The 14,506-nt window shown below is 66.7% G+C and carries 16 protein-coding genes; 13 read left to right on the top strand and 3 right to left on the bottom strand.

All coding sequences use genetic code 11. The annotated features are described in order from the left end of the window. Positions 1-144: 144 nt before the first annotated feature. Positions 145-1,209, top strand: coding sequence for a potassium channel protein (locus VGQ94_04275; GenBank protein HEV2021722.1), 1,065 nt, complete (start codon positions 145-147; stop codon positions 1,207-1,209). A gap of 21 nt (positions 1,210-1,230) precedes the next feature. Here the strand turns inward: VGQ94_04275 and VGQ94_04270 are convergent, their stop codons facing one another. Further along, positions 1,231-1,587: a hypothetical protein gene (locus VGQ94_04270; GenBank protein HEV2021721.1), complete on the bottom strand. Its 357-nt coding sequence runs from the start codon at positions 1,585-1,587 to the stop codon at positions 1,231-1,233. Positions 1,588-1,734: 147 nt separating this feature from the next. On the opposite strand from VGQ94_04270, the gene VGQ94_04265 reads away from it, so the two are divergent. From VGQ94_04265 to VGQ94_04230, 8 genes are all read left to right on the top strand, one after another. Next, the gene (locus tag VGQ94_04265) at positions 1,735-2,154 is read left to right on the top strand and encodes a DUF393 domain-containing protein (GenBank protein HEV2021720.1); all 420 of its coding nucleotides are present in this window, start codon (positions 1,735-1,737) and stop codon (positions 2,152-2,154) included. Between the two features lie 99 nt (positions 2,155-2,253). After that, positions 2,254-3,309 carry a BON domain-containing protein gene (locus VGQ94_04260; protein HEV2021719.1) on the top strand — a complete coding sequence of 352 codons (1,056 nt, stop codon included), beginning with the start codon at positions 2,254-2,256 and terminating at the stop codon, positions 3,307-3,309. A gap of 143 nt (positions 3,310-3,452) precedes the next feature. Beyond that, positions 3,453-3,896: a hypothetical protein gene (locus VGQ94_04255; protein HEV2021718.1), complete on the top strand. Its 444-nt coding sequence runs from the start codon at positions 3,453-3,455 to the stop codon at positions 3,894-3,896. Between the two features lie 189 nt (positions 3,897-4,085). Further along, positions 4,086-5,018: a prepilin peptidase gene (locus VGQ94_04250; protein ID HEV2021717.1), complete on the top strand. Its 933-nt coding sequence runs from the start codon at positions 4,086-4,088 to the stop codon at positions 5,016-5,018. After that, positions 5,015-6,355, top strand: coding sequence for an ATP-binding protein (locus VGQ94_04245; protein ID HEV2021716.1), 1,341 nt, complete (start codon positions 5,015-5,017; stop codon positions 6,353-6,355). Before VGQ94_04250 ends, VGQ94_04245 begins: the two co-directional genes overlap by 4 nt. A 46-nt stretch (positions 6,356-6,401) precedes the next feature. Next, positions 6,402-6,983 (top strand): hypothetical protein, encoded by a 582-nt coding sequence (locus VGQ94_04240; GenBank protein ID HEV2021715.1) that lies wholly within the window; start codon positions 6,402-6,404, stop codon positions 6,981-6,983. A gap of 57 nt (positions 6,984-7,040) precedes the next feature. Further along, positions 7,041-7,559 carry a hypothetical protein gene (locus VGQ94_04235; protein ID HEV2021714.1) on the top strand — a complete coding sequence of 173 codons (519 nt, stop codon included), beginning with the start codon at positions 7,041-7,043 and terminating at the stop codon, positions 7,557-7,559. 58 nt (positions 7,560-7,617) lie between these two features. Then, positions 7,618-8,982, top strand: coding sequence for a sigma-54 dependent transcriptional regulator (locus VGQ94_04230; GenBank protein HEV2021713.1), 1,365 nt, complete (start codon positions 7,618-7,620; stop codon positions 8,980-8,982). Here the strand turns inward: VGQ94_04230 and VGQ94_04225 are convergent. After that, positions 8,967-9,488, bottom strand: coding sequence for a DinB family protein (locus VGQ94_04225; protein ID HEV2021712.1), 522 nt, complete (start codon positions 9,486-9,488; stop codon positions 8,967-8,969). The genes VGQ94_04230 and VGQ94_04225 overlap by 16 nt on opposite strands. Before the next feature lie 93 nt (positions 9,489-9,581). Here VGQ94_04225 and VGQ94_04220 point away from each other — a divergent pair, with 93 nt between their 5' ends. Further along, positions 9,582-10,211 (top strand): hypothetical protein, encoded by a 630-nt coding sequence (locus VGQ94_04220; GenBank protein HEV2021711.1) that lies wholly within the window; start codon positions 9,582-9,584, stop codon positions 10,209-10,211. Here the strand turns inward: VGQ94_04220 and VGQ94_04215 are convergent. Beyond that, positions 10,180-10,767 (bottom strand): tetratricopeptide repeat protein, encoded by a 588-nt coding sequence (locus tag VGQ94_04215; GenBank protein ID HEV2021710.1) that lies wholly within the window; start codon positions 10,765-10,767, stop codon positions 10,180-10,182. The two genes, VGQ94_04220 and VGQ94_04215, sit on opposite strands and share 32 nt — an antisense overlap. 59 nt (positions 10,768-10,826) lie before the next feature. Here VGQ94_04215 and uvrC point away from each other — a divergent pair, with 59 nt between their 5' ends. The 3 genes from uvrC to VGQ94_04200 all read left to right on the top strand — a co-directional run. Next, complete coding sequence (gene uvrC, locus VGQ94_04210; protein HEV2021709.1) at positions 10,827-12,776, top strand: excinuclease ABC subunit UvrC; 1,950 nt, start codon at positions 10,827-10,829, stop codon at positions 12,774-12,776. Between the two features lie 16 nt (positions 12,777-12,792). Then, positions 12,793-13,671: a hypothetical protein gene (locus tag VGQ94_04205; protein ID HEV2021708.1), complete on the top strand. Its 879-nt coding sequence runs from the start codon at positions 12,793-12,795 to the stop codon at positions 13,669-13,671. Positions 13,672-13,744: 73 nt separating this feature from the next. Further along, the coding region (locus tag VGQ94_04200) for a DUF3179 domain-containing (seleno)protein (GenBank protein ID HEV2021707.1) at positions 13,745-14,506 on the top strand (762 nt) is incomplete at its 3' end.

Raw genomic sequence — 14,506 nt, 5'->3', positions numbered from 1 at the left:
GAACCGGGTGGACGCGCGCGATTCGGCCGCGGATTCGCCCTGCACCCCTTCCACCAATCGGCGGGCGCTCACTGCACCACAAATGGGGCTATGCTAGAATCGCGTCACTTTCCCGCCCCCCCCGAGAGATAATCAAGAGCGCGCATGAACCTCCGGCGAAGGCTGTACGTGGCCGCTGTAGTGCTGCTGGTTGTTGTCTCGGCCAGCGTGGCCGGATACCGCCTGCTGGGCGGCCTCTCGGTCACCTTCCTGCAGGCGCTGTACATGGCCATCATCACCCTGGCGGGCGTGGGCTACAGCGAGATCGTGGACACCTCGCACAACCCTGAGCTGCGGATATTCAACATATTCGTGGTGCTGGTGGGCGTGACCCTCATGGTGTACGTGTTCTCCGCGGTCACCGCCTTCCTGGTGGAGGGCGAACTCACCAACTTCTTTTGGAGACGCAAGATGCAAAAGCGGATCAGCAACCTGACAAATCACCACATCATCTGCGGCCTGGGAACGACCGGCCGGCACGCGGTGGAAGAACTGCACAAGACCGGCACGCCCTACGTGGTGATCGAGAGCCACGAGGACAACATCAACAAGTTCCGCGAGCACGCCGGCGAGGACTACAAGGAGATGCTCTACGTGATCGGGGACGCGACCGACGAGGAGATCCTCGAGCAGGCGGGCGTGGACCGCGCCAAGGGGATGATCGCCGGCCTGGCGGCGGACAAAGACAACCTGGTGATCACCGTCATGGTCCGCCAGTCGAATCCCGCCATCCGCATCGTGGCCCGCTGCACCGACCAGAAGTTCTCCGAGCGCATGCTTAAGGCGGGCGCCAACTCCACCGTCTCGCCCAACCGCATCGGGGGCCTGCGGCTGGCCAGCGAGCTAGTGCGCCCGCACGTGGTCAGCTTCCTCGACCTCATGCTCAAGGAGCAGTCGCGCACCCTGCGCATCGAGGACATCGAGATTGGCGCGACTTCGCCCTGGACGGGAAGCGCGCTGCAGGCTTTGAACATGCGCAGCAAATACAACCTACTGGTGCTGGCGGTGAAGACCGCCGAGGGCAAGGAGTCGCGCTTCCGGGCCAACCCGCCCGACGACTTCAAGCTGGAGCTGGGCTCGGTGGTGGTGGTGATGGGCGACGTCAACGATATCCGCCGCGCCCGCCACGACGCCGCGCACGACAAGACCACCGCCGTGGTCGCGGTCTGAATCAGGAAGCCGCTGGATTGTTCAGTGGATATCCAGCCCGACGATGCGCCCGGCCGCGTCCACTTCCAGGTTGGCGGGGGCGTTGAAGACGGAGTCGCCGCTGGAGCCGGGGATGGCCAGGAACACTCGCGGGCTCACGTAGTTCACCGTGGGCTGCTTTTTCAGGAAGGCCAGGGCCTGGTCGCTGCGGTACTTCTTGGGCAGCACAAAGCTCACATCCGCCAGGTCGCCGTTCTCGGAAACGGAGACCGCCACCTCCAGCGGCACGCGTGTCTGCACGTTGACCTCTTCCTTGCTGACGTTGGGTTTCAGTAGGACGTAGTACTGGCAGCGGCCTTCATCGACGTCGAAGTCGCTGCGTTCCACGCGGATAGACATTTCGGCGGCTCGGGTTCTTTCTCCGGCGACAGATGGTTTATCACAGTCGCCGGGAAAAATGAATCGGCGGCACCGGGCTGAGCATTAGAATCCTGGGAAGTATTCCCCTTCCCGGAAAGGAGTTCCCCCGGAGCTCTGGGCGGCGCCATGGACGTAGCGGCCAAACTCACGGTGTATGACGACGGCAACTGCCCCTTCTGCCAGTGGGCGCAGGCCTGGGTGGAGCGGCGGGACCGCGAACATCGCCTGGAGTTCCGCGACTTCAACCGCCCCGAGGTCGCCGCCGGGACCCCTTTCGCGCCCGCTGAGCTCGGCCGCCGCATGCACGTGTGCACCCCGGACGGCGACTGGCGCATCGGCTTCTTCGGCTGGATCGCGGTGCTCTCGGCCCTGCCGCGCTGGCGCTGGCTGGCTGGCCTGATGCGCGTGCCCCCCTGCCGCTGGGCCGGCCCTATGGTCTATCAGTTCATCGCCGACCACCGCTACCAGATCCCACGATTCCTGCTGCGCTGGATGGGCGCGCCTCCTCCCTGCGACGTGAATTGCGCCCTCCCGCCCAGAGATTAACGGTCGCAGATTCGTCCTTAAAGTGCTTTTCCCAGGCAATCCCCCTCCCGCAACCGTGCATCTAAGGGTTTGTATCTCCCGGATTCGCAAGGAGAAGTCATGAGAATGTCGCACTTATGGAAACGGCCCTGGCTCCTGCCGGCGCTGGCGCTTACATTGGCGCTGGCGGCCGTCGGCTGCTCAAGCGCCAAGACCGACGCGCAACTGGCCGGTGAGGTGCAGAACAAGATCAATGGGGATCTCCCCGCCCAGCGAATCGTGGTCAGTGTCGCGGGTGGCACGGTCACGCTCTCGGGGACTGTCAACCGGGATGACGAGCGCCTGAAGGCCTCCAGCGACGCCGCTGAGATCGAGGGCGTGAAGACGGTCATCAACAACCTGCAAGTCGCGCCGGCTGCGGCCTCGATCCCGGAGGCTCCGCCTCCCGCGCCGCCGCAGTCACGGCCGGCTGTGACCCGAAGCTCGCCCTCCCACTCGAAGGTGCGCCCGACGGAAATGGCCAGCAACGACTCGCCGAGCAGTCCCGCTCCGGCGGTCATTCCGCCCTTCACTCCGCCCCCGCCACCCGACCCGATACCGGCGGCGCCGGAGCACGTCACCATTCCCGCGGGCACGACGGTTTCCGTTCGCATGGTGGACGGCCTCGACTCGGAGGTCAATCAAGTGGGTGACACCTTCCGGGCCAGCCTGGAGTCGCCCATCATGGTCGAAGACCGGGTGGTAGCGCCGGCCGGGACCGAGGTGCAAGGCCGAGTGACCGATGTGAAGAGCGCCGGCCACTTCAAGGGACGCTCGGAGCTGACGATGCAGCTGGTCCGTCTCCAAATGAACGGCAAGTCCTATACGCTCGCGACCAGCGTCTGGAACGCTAAGGGCAGCTCGCGCGGCACGCGCACCGCAGCCACCATCGGCGGCGGCTCGGCGCTGGGCGCCATCATCGGCGCCATCGCCGGCGGCGGCAAGGGAGCGGCCATCGGCGCAGCGGCGGGCGCAGGCGCCGGCACCGGCGTGCAAGGCATCACCAAGGGCAAGCCAATCAAGGTCCAGCCCGAGGATGTACTCCAATTCCGCCTGGCCAACGACGTGACCGTCGTGCCCTCGGCCTCGGGGGCGGCCACGCGCGATCCAGATCGGCCTCGCCTGGAACGGCGCTAGGTACCCTGCGGAGGCCGGTGGCGCACGCCGCCGGCCTCCGCTTCTTTTCCCAGCCGAATCCCACTCGCCCCTCACCACTCACCACGCTCGAATCTGGGCTATGCTCTTCGCCCGTGCCCCGGATCACCGCACTTCTACACACCATGAACGACGCCCGGCGCATCGGGCGCGCGCTCGACTCCCTGCGCGCCTGCGACGAGTTGCTGGTAATCGACCATGGCTCCAGCGATGCGACCCAGAAAATCGCCCGCAAACATGGCGCGCGAGTGGAAGGCGCTTCCTCCCAGAGCGACGACGCTTCCGGCGCCGGCCATGCAGTCCACGACTGGGTGCTCTGCCTGCTGCCTGGGGAGGCGCTCAGCGAGTCCCTGGAAGCGTCGCTGCTGGAATGGAAGCAGGAAGACCCGGACGCCGCCGCCTATGCCCTCGCCCTCCGCCAGGAAACCGTGAACGGCTGGCAGCACTGCGGACCCGAGGTACGCCTGGTGAACCGCCGCAAGATGAGCTGGAGCGGCGCGTTGCCACCCCACACCGCCGACGCCATCTCCCTCTGCGGCGACCTGCTGCGGTTCAGGGATCCGTCCTAAGGCTATGTCATCCTGAGCGAGCCGCGAGTGAATACGAGCCGGCGAGTCGAAGGACCCCTATGACGTTAAGAACCGCGCCGGGGCAGGGGTCCTTCGCCTTCGCTCGGCATCCGCCTCGCTCCGCTCAGGATGACAAGCGAAGCCGTATAATCTCCTCATTCCTCCGGAAATCGAGGGCATCGCAAGCCCGTGACCGACCTGCCGCCTTTCTTCTACGCGACCGCCATCTTCCTCTTTGGCTTGGCCTTTGGAAGCTTTCTGAACGTGTGCATCCACCGGCTGCCGCTGGGGCTCTCGGTGGTGCGCCCGCGCTCGGCGTGCCCGCAGTGCCACGCGCCCATCGGCGCGCGAGACAACATCCCGGTTGTGAGCTGGCTGGTGCTGGGCGGCCGCTGCCGCAACTGCAAGGCACCCATCTCGCCGCGCTACGTCTTCGTCGAGTTGCTCACCGGGCTCCTCTTCCTGGCCTGCTGGCTGACCTTCGGCCCTACGTTTTGGACGCTGAAGTTCTGTGTCTTCTCCTTCCTGCTGCTGGGGCTGATCTTTACCGACGCCGAGACCAAGCTCCTGCCCGACGCGCTCACCCTGCCCGGCCTGGTCCTGGGCGTCCTCTTCAGCCTGCTGGCTCCGGTGGACGGGCTGGCGGCCCGCCTCATGCCCTGGCTGGGGGTGCACAGCCATGACCTCCCCTGGCGGCTGCTGTCGCTGGGCGACGCGCTCCTGGGCGCGGCCGTCGGCGCCTCGTTCATCTACGGCGCCGGGGCAATCTACCTGCGCGCCCGCGGCATCGAGGGCATGGGCTTCGGCGACGTCAAGCTGATGGCCCTAGTGGGCGCCTTCCTGGGCGTCAAGCTGACTGTCTTTACGCTGTTCTCGGCGTCGCTGGTCGGCTCGCTCGCCGGACTCAGCACCATCCTGATGGTGTGGATCAAGCGGACGCAGCGCCGCATGGAGCGCAACCATGAGTCCCTGCCCACGGCGCGCCGCCGCGCCTGGAAGTCCGCCAGCATGGTCTATCGTCACTACGAGATGCCCTTTGGCGTCTTCCTGGGGACGATGGCCATGGTCGCCGTCTTCTTCGGCGACGCCCTCATCCGCTGGTATGTGGAGACCTACTTGTGAAGCTGCTCACCAACCCGCTGTTCATCCGCATGGGGATCGTCCTGGTGGGAGGGGTGGTGGCGTTTGTGGTGGGGGTGTGGCTGATGCGGCGCCTGCGCCAGAGGATCACCGAGGAGCAGGTGGGGGAAACGGCTCCCCGCGCCTCCGCCGACGGTGGCTTCACTCTGGCCGCCTATCAGGGTGTGATCCAGCGGCTCAAGGAGCAAGAGAAAGAACTGGACCGCCTGCATAAGGTGGAGCGTGAGCGCGCCCAGGTCTCGGAGAACGTCAGCGCCGCCGTGCTCTCCAACCTGCCCAGCGGCGTGCTGCTGTTCAATCCCGCGGGCCTGGTGCAGCAGGCGAACAATGCAGCCAAGTCCATCCTGGGATACGCCTCGCCGTTGGGACTGCATGCCCGGGACCTTTTCCGAGGAGTAAGCAGCGTGCGCATGGCGCCCGGGGAGCCGGATTCTTCCGTGGAGGCGCTGACCGGAGCCGTGGAGCAGGCGCTGCGCAAGGGATCTGCCTTCCGCCGACTGGAAGCCGACTACCAGACGCCCGCGGGAGAGCGCCGCGTCCTGGGCATCACGCTCTCTCCGGTGCGCACCGCCACCGGCGACACCCTGGGCGCCGCCTGCCTGGTCAGCGACCTGACGGAGATCACCACGCTCACCCGCCAGGTGCGCCTGCGGGAGAACCAGGCGGCGCTGGGCGAGATGTCCGCCGGGATTGCGCACGAGTTCAAGAACTCCCTGGCCACCATCTCCGGCTACGCCCAGATGCTGGCTACGGAAAGGAACGCGGAAACCTCGCAGCAGTTCGCGCGCAAGATCGCCGCCGAGACCGCGAGCCTGACCCGCATCGTCACTGATTTCCTGAACTTCGCGCGGCCGCAGGGCTTCCAGGCCGAGACGCTCGAGCTGCGCCCGTTGCTCGAGGATTGCGCCCGCGAGTGCGGCGTCACCCTGCGCTTTACGGCCTTTCCCGCGGCCCTAGAGCTGACCGGGGACCCCACCGCGCTGCGCCAGGCCTTCGCCAACCTGCTGCGCAACAGCGCCGAGGCCGCACGGGATGGCAAGCCCGCCGAGGTCTCGGTCTCGGCCGAGAGCGCGGGCGACTCCCTGCGCCTGGTCCTGCGCGACAACGGTGGCGGCATCCCTCAGGAAGACCTCGCCAAGATCTTCATCCCCTTTTTCACCACCAAGTCCCAGGGCACGGGCTTGGGACTGGCGCTGGTCCACCGCATCCTGACCGAGCACGGAGGCACGATTTCGGTGGCCAGTGACGCGGCCGGGAGCACGTTTACCCTCTCGTTTCCCGTATCCAAAGCAGCGCAAACCGCATCCAAATTGGGGTAAGATATTGGGTGGAATTGTGTCCCCAGACTTTGGGGGAGGAACAGCTGTGAAATACACATTGCAAGGAACCATCGTTCTGCTGGCCCTGGCGGGATTGCTGACCGCCACCGCCGCCGCACAGTCGCTGGGCGACTACGCCCGGCAGCAGCGCGCCAAGAAAGCGCCCGCCCCGGCGGACGTCAAGGAATACACCAACGATAACCTGCCCACCTCGGGCGCGCTTAGCACGGCAGGCGCCAGTTCGGCCACGACCGCGGATTCGGCTTCGTCCGCGACCTCGACCAGCGCCGCCAAGGCCAAAGGCGACGCGGATTCAGGAAAGGACAAGACCAAGCTGGAGGGCGCGTGGCGGGCCAAGTTCGCCGAGCAGAAGAACGTGATTGCCACATTGCAGCGGGAGCTCGATGTGGCGGAGCGGGAGAATAACAGCCGCCAGGCGCAAACCCAGTCGAACTCCCAGGACCTGGGGTCTCGCCTGCGCAACCCGGTGCTGTGGGCCTCTGAGAACAAGAAGTACCAGGACGAGCTCGAAGGAAAGAAAAAGGGATTGGAAGAGGCCAGGCAGAAGCTAGAGGACATGAAAGACGATCTCCACAAGGCCGGCCTTCCCAACACCTGGGCAGACTAGAAGCTGAGGCAGGCCCGGCTGAGAGGCCTGCAGTGAGGTTCCATGCGTAGAGGTCTGATGATTCTCGCAAATGTTGCCGCGCTGCTGGCGCTTGCGGCGCTCTCTGCCAACGCTCAATCGCTCGCCGACGCCGCCCGGCGGAATCGCATGAACAAGCCGGCCCCGACCGCCTCCCAGAAGGTCTATACCAATGACAATCTTCCCACCAGCGGCGCCCTGAGCACCACCACCCCGACGGCCGCCGAGCAGCCTTCCATCGCCGCCCGGGAGAAGCCCGCGGCACCGGCGAAGGACGCCAAGGCTGCGGCCCAGGCCAAGGCAGAGCTCGACCGGCTGGAGGCCGAGTGGCGCGGGCGCTTCAAGAAGCAGCGCGCCGCCATCACCCTGCTGGAGCGCGAGATTACCGGGCTCGACCGGGAGCTCAAGCTCCGCCCGGCCGCGGTCGCCTGCTCCTACGGAACCCTCTGCGCCGACAAAGCCGCCAACGAACAGCAGCTCCAGCAGGAAAAGCAGAAGCTGGAAGACATGAAGGACGAGTTGCGCAAGGCCGAGCTCCCCGACTCCTGGGCCGAATGAGTTCCTGATCTGAGACCGTCAGCCCCCGGCGGCCCCATCGCCCCCGGGGGCTTTTCTTATGGAAACCATCCTGCTGGTCGAGGACAAAGCCGAGCTGAGGGAGATGCTGGCGACGGCGCTCGGGCGCATGGAGTACGAGGTCACCCCTGCCGCCAGCCTGGCCGAGGCCCTCACCGCGCTGCGCCGCCAGTGCTTCTCCGCCGTGCTCACCGACCTGAGGCTTCCCCAGGGCACGGGAATGGACGTGCTGCGCGCCGCGCTCGAAGCCGACGCCGCGACGCCCGTGGTCCTGATGACCGCCTACGGCGGCGTTGCCGAGGCCGTGGCCGCCATGCGCGACGGCGCCTATGACTTCATCCAGAAGCCCATCGACCTCGACCACCTGCGCCACCTGTTGGGCCGCGCCATCGAGCGCCAGCAGCTCTGGCGCGAGAACCTGGTGCTCAAGGAGGACTACGCCCGCCGCTTCGGTTTCCCCCGCATCGTGGGCGAGCACCCCGCCATGCAGGCGGCGGCGCGCGAGATGCAGCGCGTCGCCCCAACCGACACCACCGTGCTACTGCTGGGCGAGAGCGGCACCGGCAAGGAACTGTTCGCGCGCGCGTTGCATCAGCTAAGCTCGCGCGCCGGCAAGCCCTTCGTCGCCCTGAACTGCGCCGCCATCCCGGAAACTCTGATGGAAAACGAATTGTTCGGACACGAGCGCGGCGCCTTCACCGGCGCCGACGTCCGCCGCCCCGGCAAGTTCGAGCTGGCTCACGGTGGAACGCTGTTTCTCGACGAGATCGGTGAGCTGCCCGCGAGCGCGCAGTCCAAGCTGTTGCGGGTGCTGGAAGAGCGGGTGGTCGAGCGTCTGGGGGGCTCGGGCGGGATCCAAGTCAACGTGCGCGTGGTGGCCGCCAGCAATCGCGACCTGGAAGGTGCGGCCGAGCGCAACGAGTTTCGCCGCGACCTCTACTACCGCCTGGCCGTATGTCCCATCCGCATCCCGGCGCTGCGTGAGCGCGGCGATGACGTCCTGGTCATGGCCGAGCATTTTCTGGATCGCTTCCGCCGTGAGCTGCGCAAGCCCCGACTGAAGCTTGCGCCCGCCGCCCTCTCCGCCTTGCGCGCGCACGCCTGGCCGGGCAACGTGCGCGAATTGCAGAACGTGCTCGAGCGCGCCTCCATCCTGAACGATGGCGAATTGACCGCAGCCGACCTCGGCCTGGCTGCCAACGTCCGCTCCGCTCAGGTCGGAGAGAGCCTCCCTGCGGGCGATTCCCTGCCCGAGGTTTCAGCCCGCGCCGTGGCTTCGGTGGAGCGCGCCAAGATCGAGGCAACCCTGCGCGAATGCAAATGGAACAAGTCCGCCGCCGCCCAGCGCCTCGGCGTCTCCTACAAAACCCTGCTCAACAAGATCCACGCTTACGGGCTGGACTGACCGGACGAGGAACCCCGCAGCCGCTCGATCTGCTTCATGTGGTGCCGGGTGTGCACCCAATGGAAGCGGCGCCACTGCGGGATGGTGAGCGGCCCCAGCACGACGTGGTCGGCGATCTTCACCTCCGCCCCGAAGCGCTGCTCGCACTCGGCCAGCCCCTGGTCCATGGCCGCCAGGTTGTCGTGGATGGTCTGGAGCGCAACTTCGCCGCTCAGGCCCTTGGGCTGGGAAAACTCGGGCGCAGGCCGGCCCGTGGGAAAGTATCCCCAGCCAGTGACCACCAAGGCTGCCAGCCGCTGCTTGAGCATGGGCGCGGAGCCCAGGGGCTTGCCGCCCTCCATGCACTTTCGCATCAGGCGCGCGGTTCCGCCGAAGGTGATGGAGAGATGCTCGAGGATCCCGGCCGCCGACCACTTCCCCTCGGGATGCTGGACGAGTTGCTCGGCGCTCATGCCGCCGGTGGCGGCCTCGATGGCGTCCTTCACGCGCTGCAGTGTGGAATCCATCCCACGCTCCCTGGCTTCGATTAGAATGTGCTCCCGCCGCAAGTTTGAAGCTCGTGCCCAGCGGCGGCAAAGCGAGATTATACGGCGGTCATCATGAAGAAGGTCCTGCTGGGGATGCTGGCGTTGGGACTGCTTGCGGGATGCTCCTCGGAACCCCCGAAGACCTCGGAGCCCGCGAAGCCGGCGCCGGCCAAGCCTGCCGACGAGTACCTGACCGGCCGCGTGGCTTTCCAGAAGCTGTTCGTGACGGCACGTGCCTGGGCCGCTGACACCCAGCCCTTCCGCCTGGAGTCGCAGTACACCAAGGGCGCGCCGGTGGCCGAGGGCAACGCGGGCATCTGGCGCGCGACCTTCGCCTCGACGCAGCGCCGCGCCGCCAAGAGCTACCTGTGGTCGGGCGTGGCCTCCGAGGAGGACGCCCGCGAGCGCGGCATCTCCCCCGGACTCGAGGACACCTTCAATCCCTCGAACCCCTCCACCCGTCCCTTCGACTTCGCCTTCCTCAAGATCGACAGCGACCAGGCATTCCAGGTCGCGCAGGAACACGGCGGCAAAGAGTTGATGAAGAAGACGCCGGACCAGCCCGTGCTCTTCGTCCTCGACTGGGACTCGCGCAAGAACCAACTGCTCTGGCACGTGGTGTACGGCGACTCGCGCGGCGACGCCAAGCTGACCGTGGCCGTCGACGCCTCTACGGGTGGTTTTCTGCGGGTGGAGAAGTAGCGCGCGAAGCCTGCTTGGGAGCTTCCTTCTTCGGCTTCAGGCGCGCCAGCGCCTTGCGTGACTCCGCCGCGAAGGGTCCCTGGGGCAGGACCTTCAGATACTCCTGGTAACGCTGCCGCGCCTCGTCCAGCTCTCCAGTCTTTTCCAGCACCACCGCCAGGCGAAAGGTGGCGATGGCGTCGTTGGGCTTGTACTCCAGCGCCTCGCGATAGCGGCTCTCCGCGGCGCGGTAGCTCTTGCGCCGCATGAGGTAGTCGCCGACCTCCACGTTGTGCTCGGCGCGGTGGGGATCGTAGGGGCGCATCTCCTGCACGTCGCTGTCGGCGGATTCTTCCCCTTCGTTCATCTCCGAAGGCATCTGGCCGCTCGAATCATGGATGTCGATCTGGGTGTCGCGGCTGGAGCTTTCGTTCTGGTCCTGGACGGGCTCGGAGCGCGGCGGAGGCGGGTTCTTGGGCGGCGGAGTGCCGGACTTCTGCTCCGCGGTGGGCGCGCCCTGTCCCCAGGCCAGCGCGCACAGGAAAACAACCAACAAGAGCAAAGCGCGGCGCAACATGCTGCTTCCATTGTACCGCGCCCCGGGGGACGCATCCCACGCTGTAGAATTTTCCCAGCATGGACCTCCACCAGAAGATCCGGACCCTGCCCGCCAGCCCCGGCGTATATCTCTACAAGAACGCCGAGGGCGAGGTGCTGTACGTGGGCAAGGCCAACAGCCTGCGGGCGCGAGTGCGCTCTTACTTCGCCGAGGGCGCGGCGGAGGACGCAAAAACCGGCTCGCTCCTGCGCGAGGCCGTCGACCTCGATTACATCGTCGTGGACAACGAGAAGGAGGCCCTGGCCCTCGAGAACAACCTCATCAAGCAGAAGCAGCCGCGCTTCAACATCCTGCTGCGCGACGACAAGACCTATCCCTACATCAAGCTCACCCTGGGCGAGCGCTTCCCGCGGGTGTACGTCACCCGGCGTCTCAAGCAGGACGGCAGCGCCTACTACGGCCCTTACTTCCCCGCCAACCTCGCCCACCGCGTCGCTGACCTCATCCACCGCCATTTCCTGGTGCCCTCCTGCACCGTGGACCTCACGCACTTCCATCCCCGGCCGTGTTTGCAGTACCACATCCGGCGCTGCCTGGGACCGTGCGTCCAGGGCCTGACCACCGACGAGATCTACCAGGAGGCGGTGCGCGACCTGAAGCTCTTCCTGGAAGGACGGCCGACGGACCTGGCGCATTCCCTCAAGGCGCGCATGGAGCAGGCCTCCGCCGCCGAGGAGTACGAGCGCGCCGCCAAGTACCGCGACCTCATCTCCACCCTCACCCAGTTGAGCGAGAAGCAGCGCATGGCCGCCGTCGCCGGCGACGACGCCGACCTCTTCGGCTACCACTTCGAGGAGCAGCGGCTGGCGGTCAACTTGTTTCACATGCGCGGCGGCCGCATCCTCGACCGCCGTGAGTTCTTCTGGGAAGACCTGCCCGAGGTTTTCTCCGCGCCTTCCGCGGATTCCTCTGCGCTCTCTGCGGAATCCTCTGCGCCCTCTGTGAATCCTTCCTTTGCGCCCTCTGCGGCTAAAGACCCTGACCGCAGAGCTCGCCGAGAACCGACGCAGAGTTCGCAGAGCTTCGACCCCGCCGTCTTCTTCTCCGCCCTGCTGAAGCAGGTCTACATCGGCCAGCCCTACGTCCCGCGCAACATCTACCTGCCGGTGGATTTCGACGACCGCGCCGCGTTGGAGGAGCTGCTGGCGGAGAGCCGCGACGGCCGGGTTGAGATCCACGTCCCGCAGCGCGGCGAGAAGCGCTCGCTGCTGGACCTGGCCGCGCGCAACGCCAAGCAGTCGTACGACCAGCGCTTCCGCGTCCTCCAGCCCGCGACGCGCGCCATCCAGCAGGCGCTGCAGGACGCGCTCACCCTGCCCGAGCTGCCCCACCGCATCGAGTGCTTCGACATCTCCCACATCCAAGGGGCGGAAACGGTGGCCTCCATGGTGGTCTGGGAAGACGGTAAGATGAAGAAGTCCGACTACCGCAAGTTCCTCATCAAGAGCGTGGAAGGCGTGGACGACTTCGCGGCCATGCGCGAAGTGGTCGCCCGGCGCTACAAGCGCCTGCAAGCAGAACAGAAAAACGACAAGCAGAAGATGCCCTCGCTCATCCTTGTTGATGGCGGCCTGGGACAGCTTCACGCCGCCGCCCAGGCGCTCGAGTCGTTGCAGATCGTCCACCAGCCGCTGGCGGCGATCGCCAAGCGCGAGGAGATCATCTACGTCCACGGCCAGGAGGACGAGCCGCTGGCGCTCGACCGCCACTCGCCGGTGCTGCACCTGATCCAGCGCATCCGCGACGAGAGCCACCGCTTCGCCGTCACCTTCCACCGCAAGCGCCGCCAGATGCGCGACCGCGCCTCCGAGCTGCTGGAGATCCCCGGCATCGGCGAAACCACTCGCCGCCGCCTGCTCGAGCACTTCGGCAGCGTTCAAGCGGTCAAGGCCGCCGGCGCCGCCGCCCTCGCCGCCGTCGTCACCCGGCCGCAGGCCGAAGCCATCCTCGGCCACTTCCGGAGGTAAGGGGAGAACGAAACCAATGCGCCGGTTCGTGCTTCTGATGATCGCCATCACCCTGGCGCCGTCCGTGTGCGCGCAAATCGCCTCCTCCAGGTCGGCCCTCCGGCCCGCGCGCGCGCTCTGGGTCTGGAAGCCTGCCTTGTTCGAGGATCCCGGCGAGTTGGAGGCCCTGCTTGCCTTCACCGCCAAGAAACGAACCAGCACGATTTTCTTCTCGGCGGCAACCCAACGGCTGCAACACGAGCCCGAGCTCTACCGCCGCCTCATCCGCCGCGCTCACGCCCAGGGAATCACTGTGCAGGCCCTGAACGGCGAGCCGGACTGGCTCTTCCCCGACCGCCGCTCCGGCGCTGTCGCTTTCCTGGAGGCGGTGCGGCACTATGACGGAGAAAGCCGCCCGACCGAGCGCTTCGACGCCATCCACCTGGATGTCGAGCCCCAGTCGCTGCCGGAGTGGAAGGCCGTACGACACGAAGACCTGGCCGCGCGCTACCTCGCGTTCGTTGATTGGATCCGCGATCAGGCGCGCCCGCTGGCGCTCCCGCTGGTAGTGGACGTGCCGGTCTCGTTCAACCGGATTACAGCCGGTCCCCGGTCCATGAGCGAAGCGGTCCTCGACCGGGCCGACCAGATCGTGGTGATGACATACAAGGACACCGCTCAGAAGGTCGTGGACGCCAACCGGGCAAAGATGGAGTCCGCGGACGCTGCCGGGAAAAAGCTCTGGATCGGCATCAGCGCCGATCCCTCCCACCTGCCCGCGAACTCTGCCAGCGGGCCTGCGGAGTCAGACCTGGAAGCAATCGCCGCTTCCGTTGAGGCGGCATTCCAACGGCACCCGAGCTTCCTCGGCGTCGCCATCCACGACTACGCCCGCTACCGACGGCTGGTTCCTTAGGTCCGCCCTCCGCGGATGGCCTTCGTGTCCCGGAGCCTGCCCCGAGCGGGGCCGAGGGGTGTCCTTCGTGGTCATGCTTTTGACTTGCTCCGCGCCTCCGTGCCTCCGTGGTTCAAGCCGAGCTTGCATGACGGCCAGAGAACCGGGAGAATCACAGAAGCCCATGAAACGCGCCCTCTTCGCGCTGCTGGTCGTGGCAAGTCTCGCCGTGGTGCTCATCCCGGCGTGGATCATCCGGCCATTCCGCGGCCAGTCGCCGGAGGCCCTGACGCTGGCGCTCACGCTGCGCACCTGGGCGCCGCTGGTAACCGTCGTGACCGGCCTCGCCGCCCTGATCCTGGCGTTCGGGCTCTTGCGTGGCTCGCGCTGGCCGCGGAAGGCGCTGGTCACCGTGGGAGTGCTGCTGGTGGTCGCCTCCGCCGCGCTGGCGCGCTTCAATTACTTCGAGCGCGTCTTCTTCCGGCCCATCACCACCCCGCAGTTCGAGAGCGCGGCGCAGGTCAAGCTCGATTCCGACGAGATGGTGCTGGCGGTGCGCAGCGGCGCCCAGGCCCGCGCCTATCCCATCCGCGCCATGGCCTACCACCACCTGGTCAACGACACGCTGGGAGGCGTGCCGCTGGTCGCCACTTATTGAACGCTGTGCCACACCGGTCTGGTGTGGAAACGGACGGTCGGGGGAAGGACGCTCAGCTTTCACCTGGCCGGCATCAACAACCAGAACTTCCTCATGCGCGACGCGGAGACCGGCACCTGGTGGCAGCAGGTCTCGGGCAAGGCCCTGTTCGGACCGCTCGCCGGCCAGCAGCTCGAATTCATGCGCAGCGACGAGCTG

The organism is Terriglobales bacterium (genome assembly GCA_035937135.1).
GTDB lineage: Bacteria > Acidobacteriota > Terriglobia > Terriglobales > Acidobacteriaceae > DASYVL01.
Note: the sequence above shows the minus strand (reverse complement) of the source record. Positions and strands in the feature narration are given on the sequence as shown.

Coding starts and splice junctions, on each gene's coding strand:
- VGQ94_04275 (HEV2021722.1), top strand. CDS start 145: ATGAACCTCCGGCGAAGGCTGTACGTGGCCGCTGTAGTGCTGCTGGTT.
- VGQ94_04270 (HEV2021721.1), bottom strand. CDS start 1,587: ATGTCTATCCGCGTGGAACGCAGCGACTTCGACGTCGATGAAGGCCGC.
- VGQ94_04265 (HEV2021720.1), top strand. CDS start 1,735: ATGGACGTAGCGGCCAAACTCACGGTGTATGACGACGGCAACTGCCCC.
- VGQ94_04260 (HEV2021719.1), top strand. CDS start 2,254: ATGAGAATGTCGCACTTATGGAAACGGCCCTGGCTCCTGCCGGCGCTG.
- VGQ94_04255 (HEV2021718.1), top strand. CDS start 3,453: ATGAACGACGCCCGGCGCATCGGGCGCGCGCTCGACTCCCTGCGCGCC.
- VGQ94_04235 (HEV2021714.1), top strand. CDS start 7,041: ATGATTCTCGCAAATGTTGCCGCGCTGCTGGCGCTTGCGGCGCTCTCT.
- VGQ94_04230 (HEV2021713.1), top strand. CDS start 7,618: ATGGAAACCATCCTGCTGGTCGAGGACAAAGCCGAGCTGAGGGAGATG.
- VGQ94_04225 (HEV2021712.1), bottom strand. CDS start 9,488: ATGGATTCCACACTGCAGCGCGTGAAGGACGCCATCGAGGCCGCCACC.
- VGQ94_04220 (HEV2021711.1), top strand. CDS start 9,582: ATGAAGAAGGTCCTGCTGGGGATGCTGGCGTTGGGACTGCTTGCGGGA.
- VGQ94_04215 (HEV2021710.1), bottom strand. CDS start 10,767: ATGTTGCGCCGCGCTTTGCTCTTGTTGGTTGTTTTCCTGTGCGCGCTG.
- uvrC (HEV2021709.1), top strand. CDS start 10,827: ATGGACCTCCACCAGAAGATCCGGACCCTGCCCGCCAGCCCCGGCGTA.
- VGQ94_04205 (HEV2021708.1), top strand. CDS start 12,793: ATGCGCCGGTTCGTGCTTCTGATGATCGCCATCACCCTGGCGCCGTCC.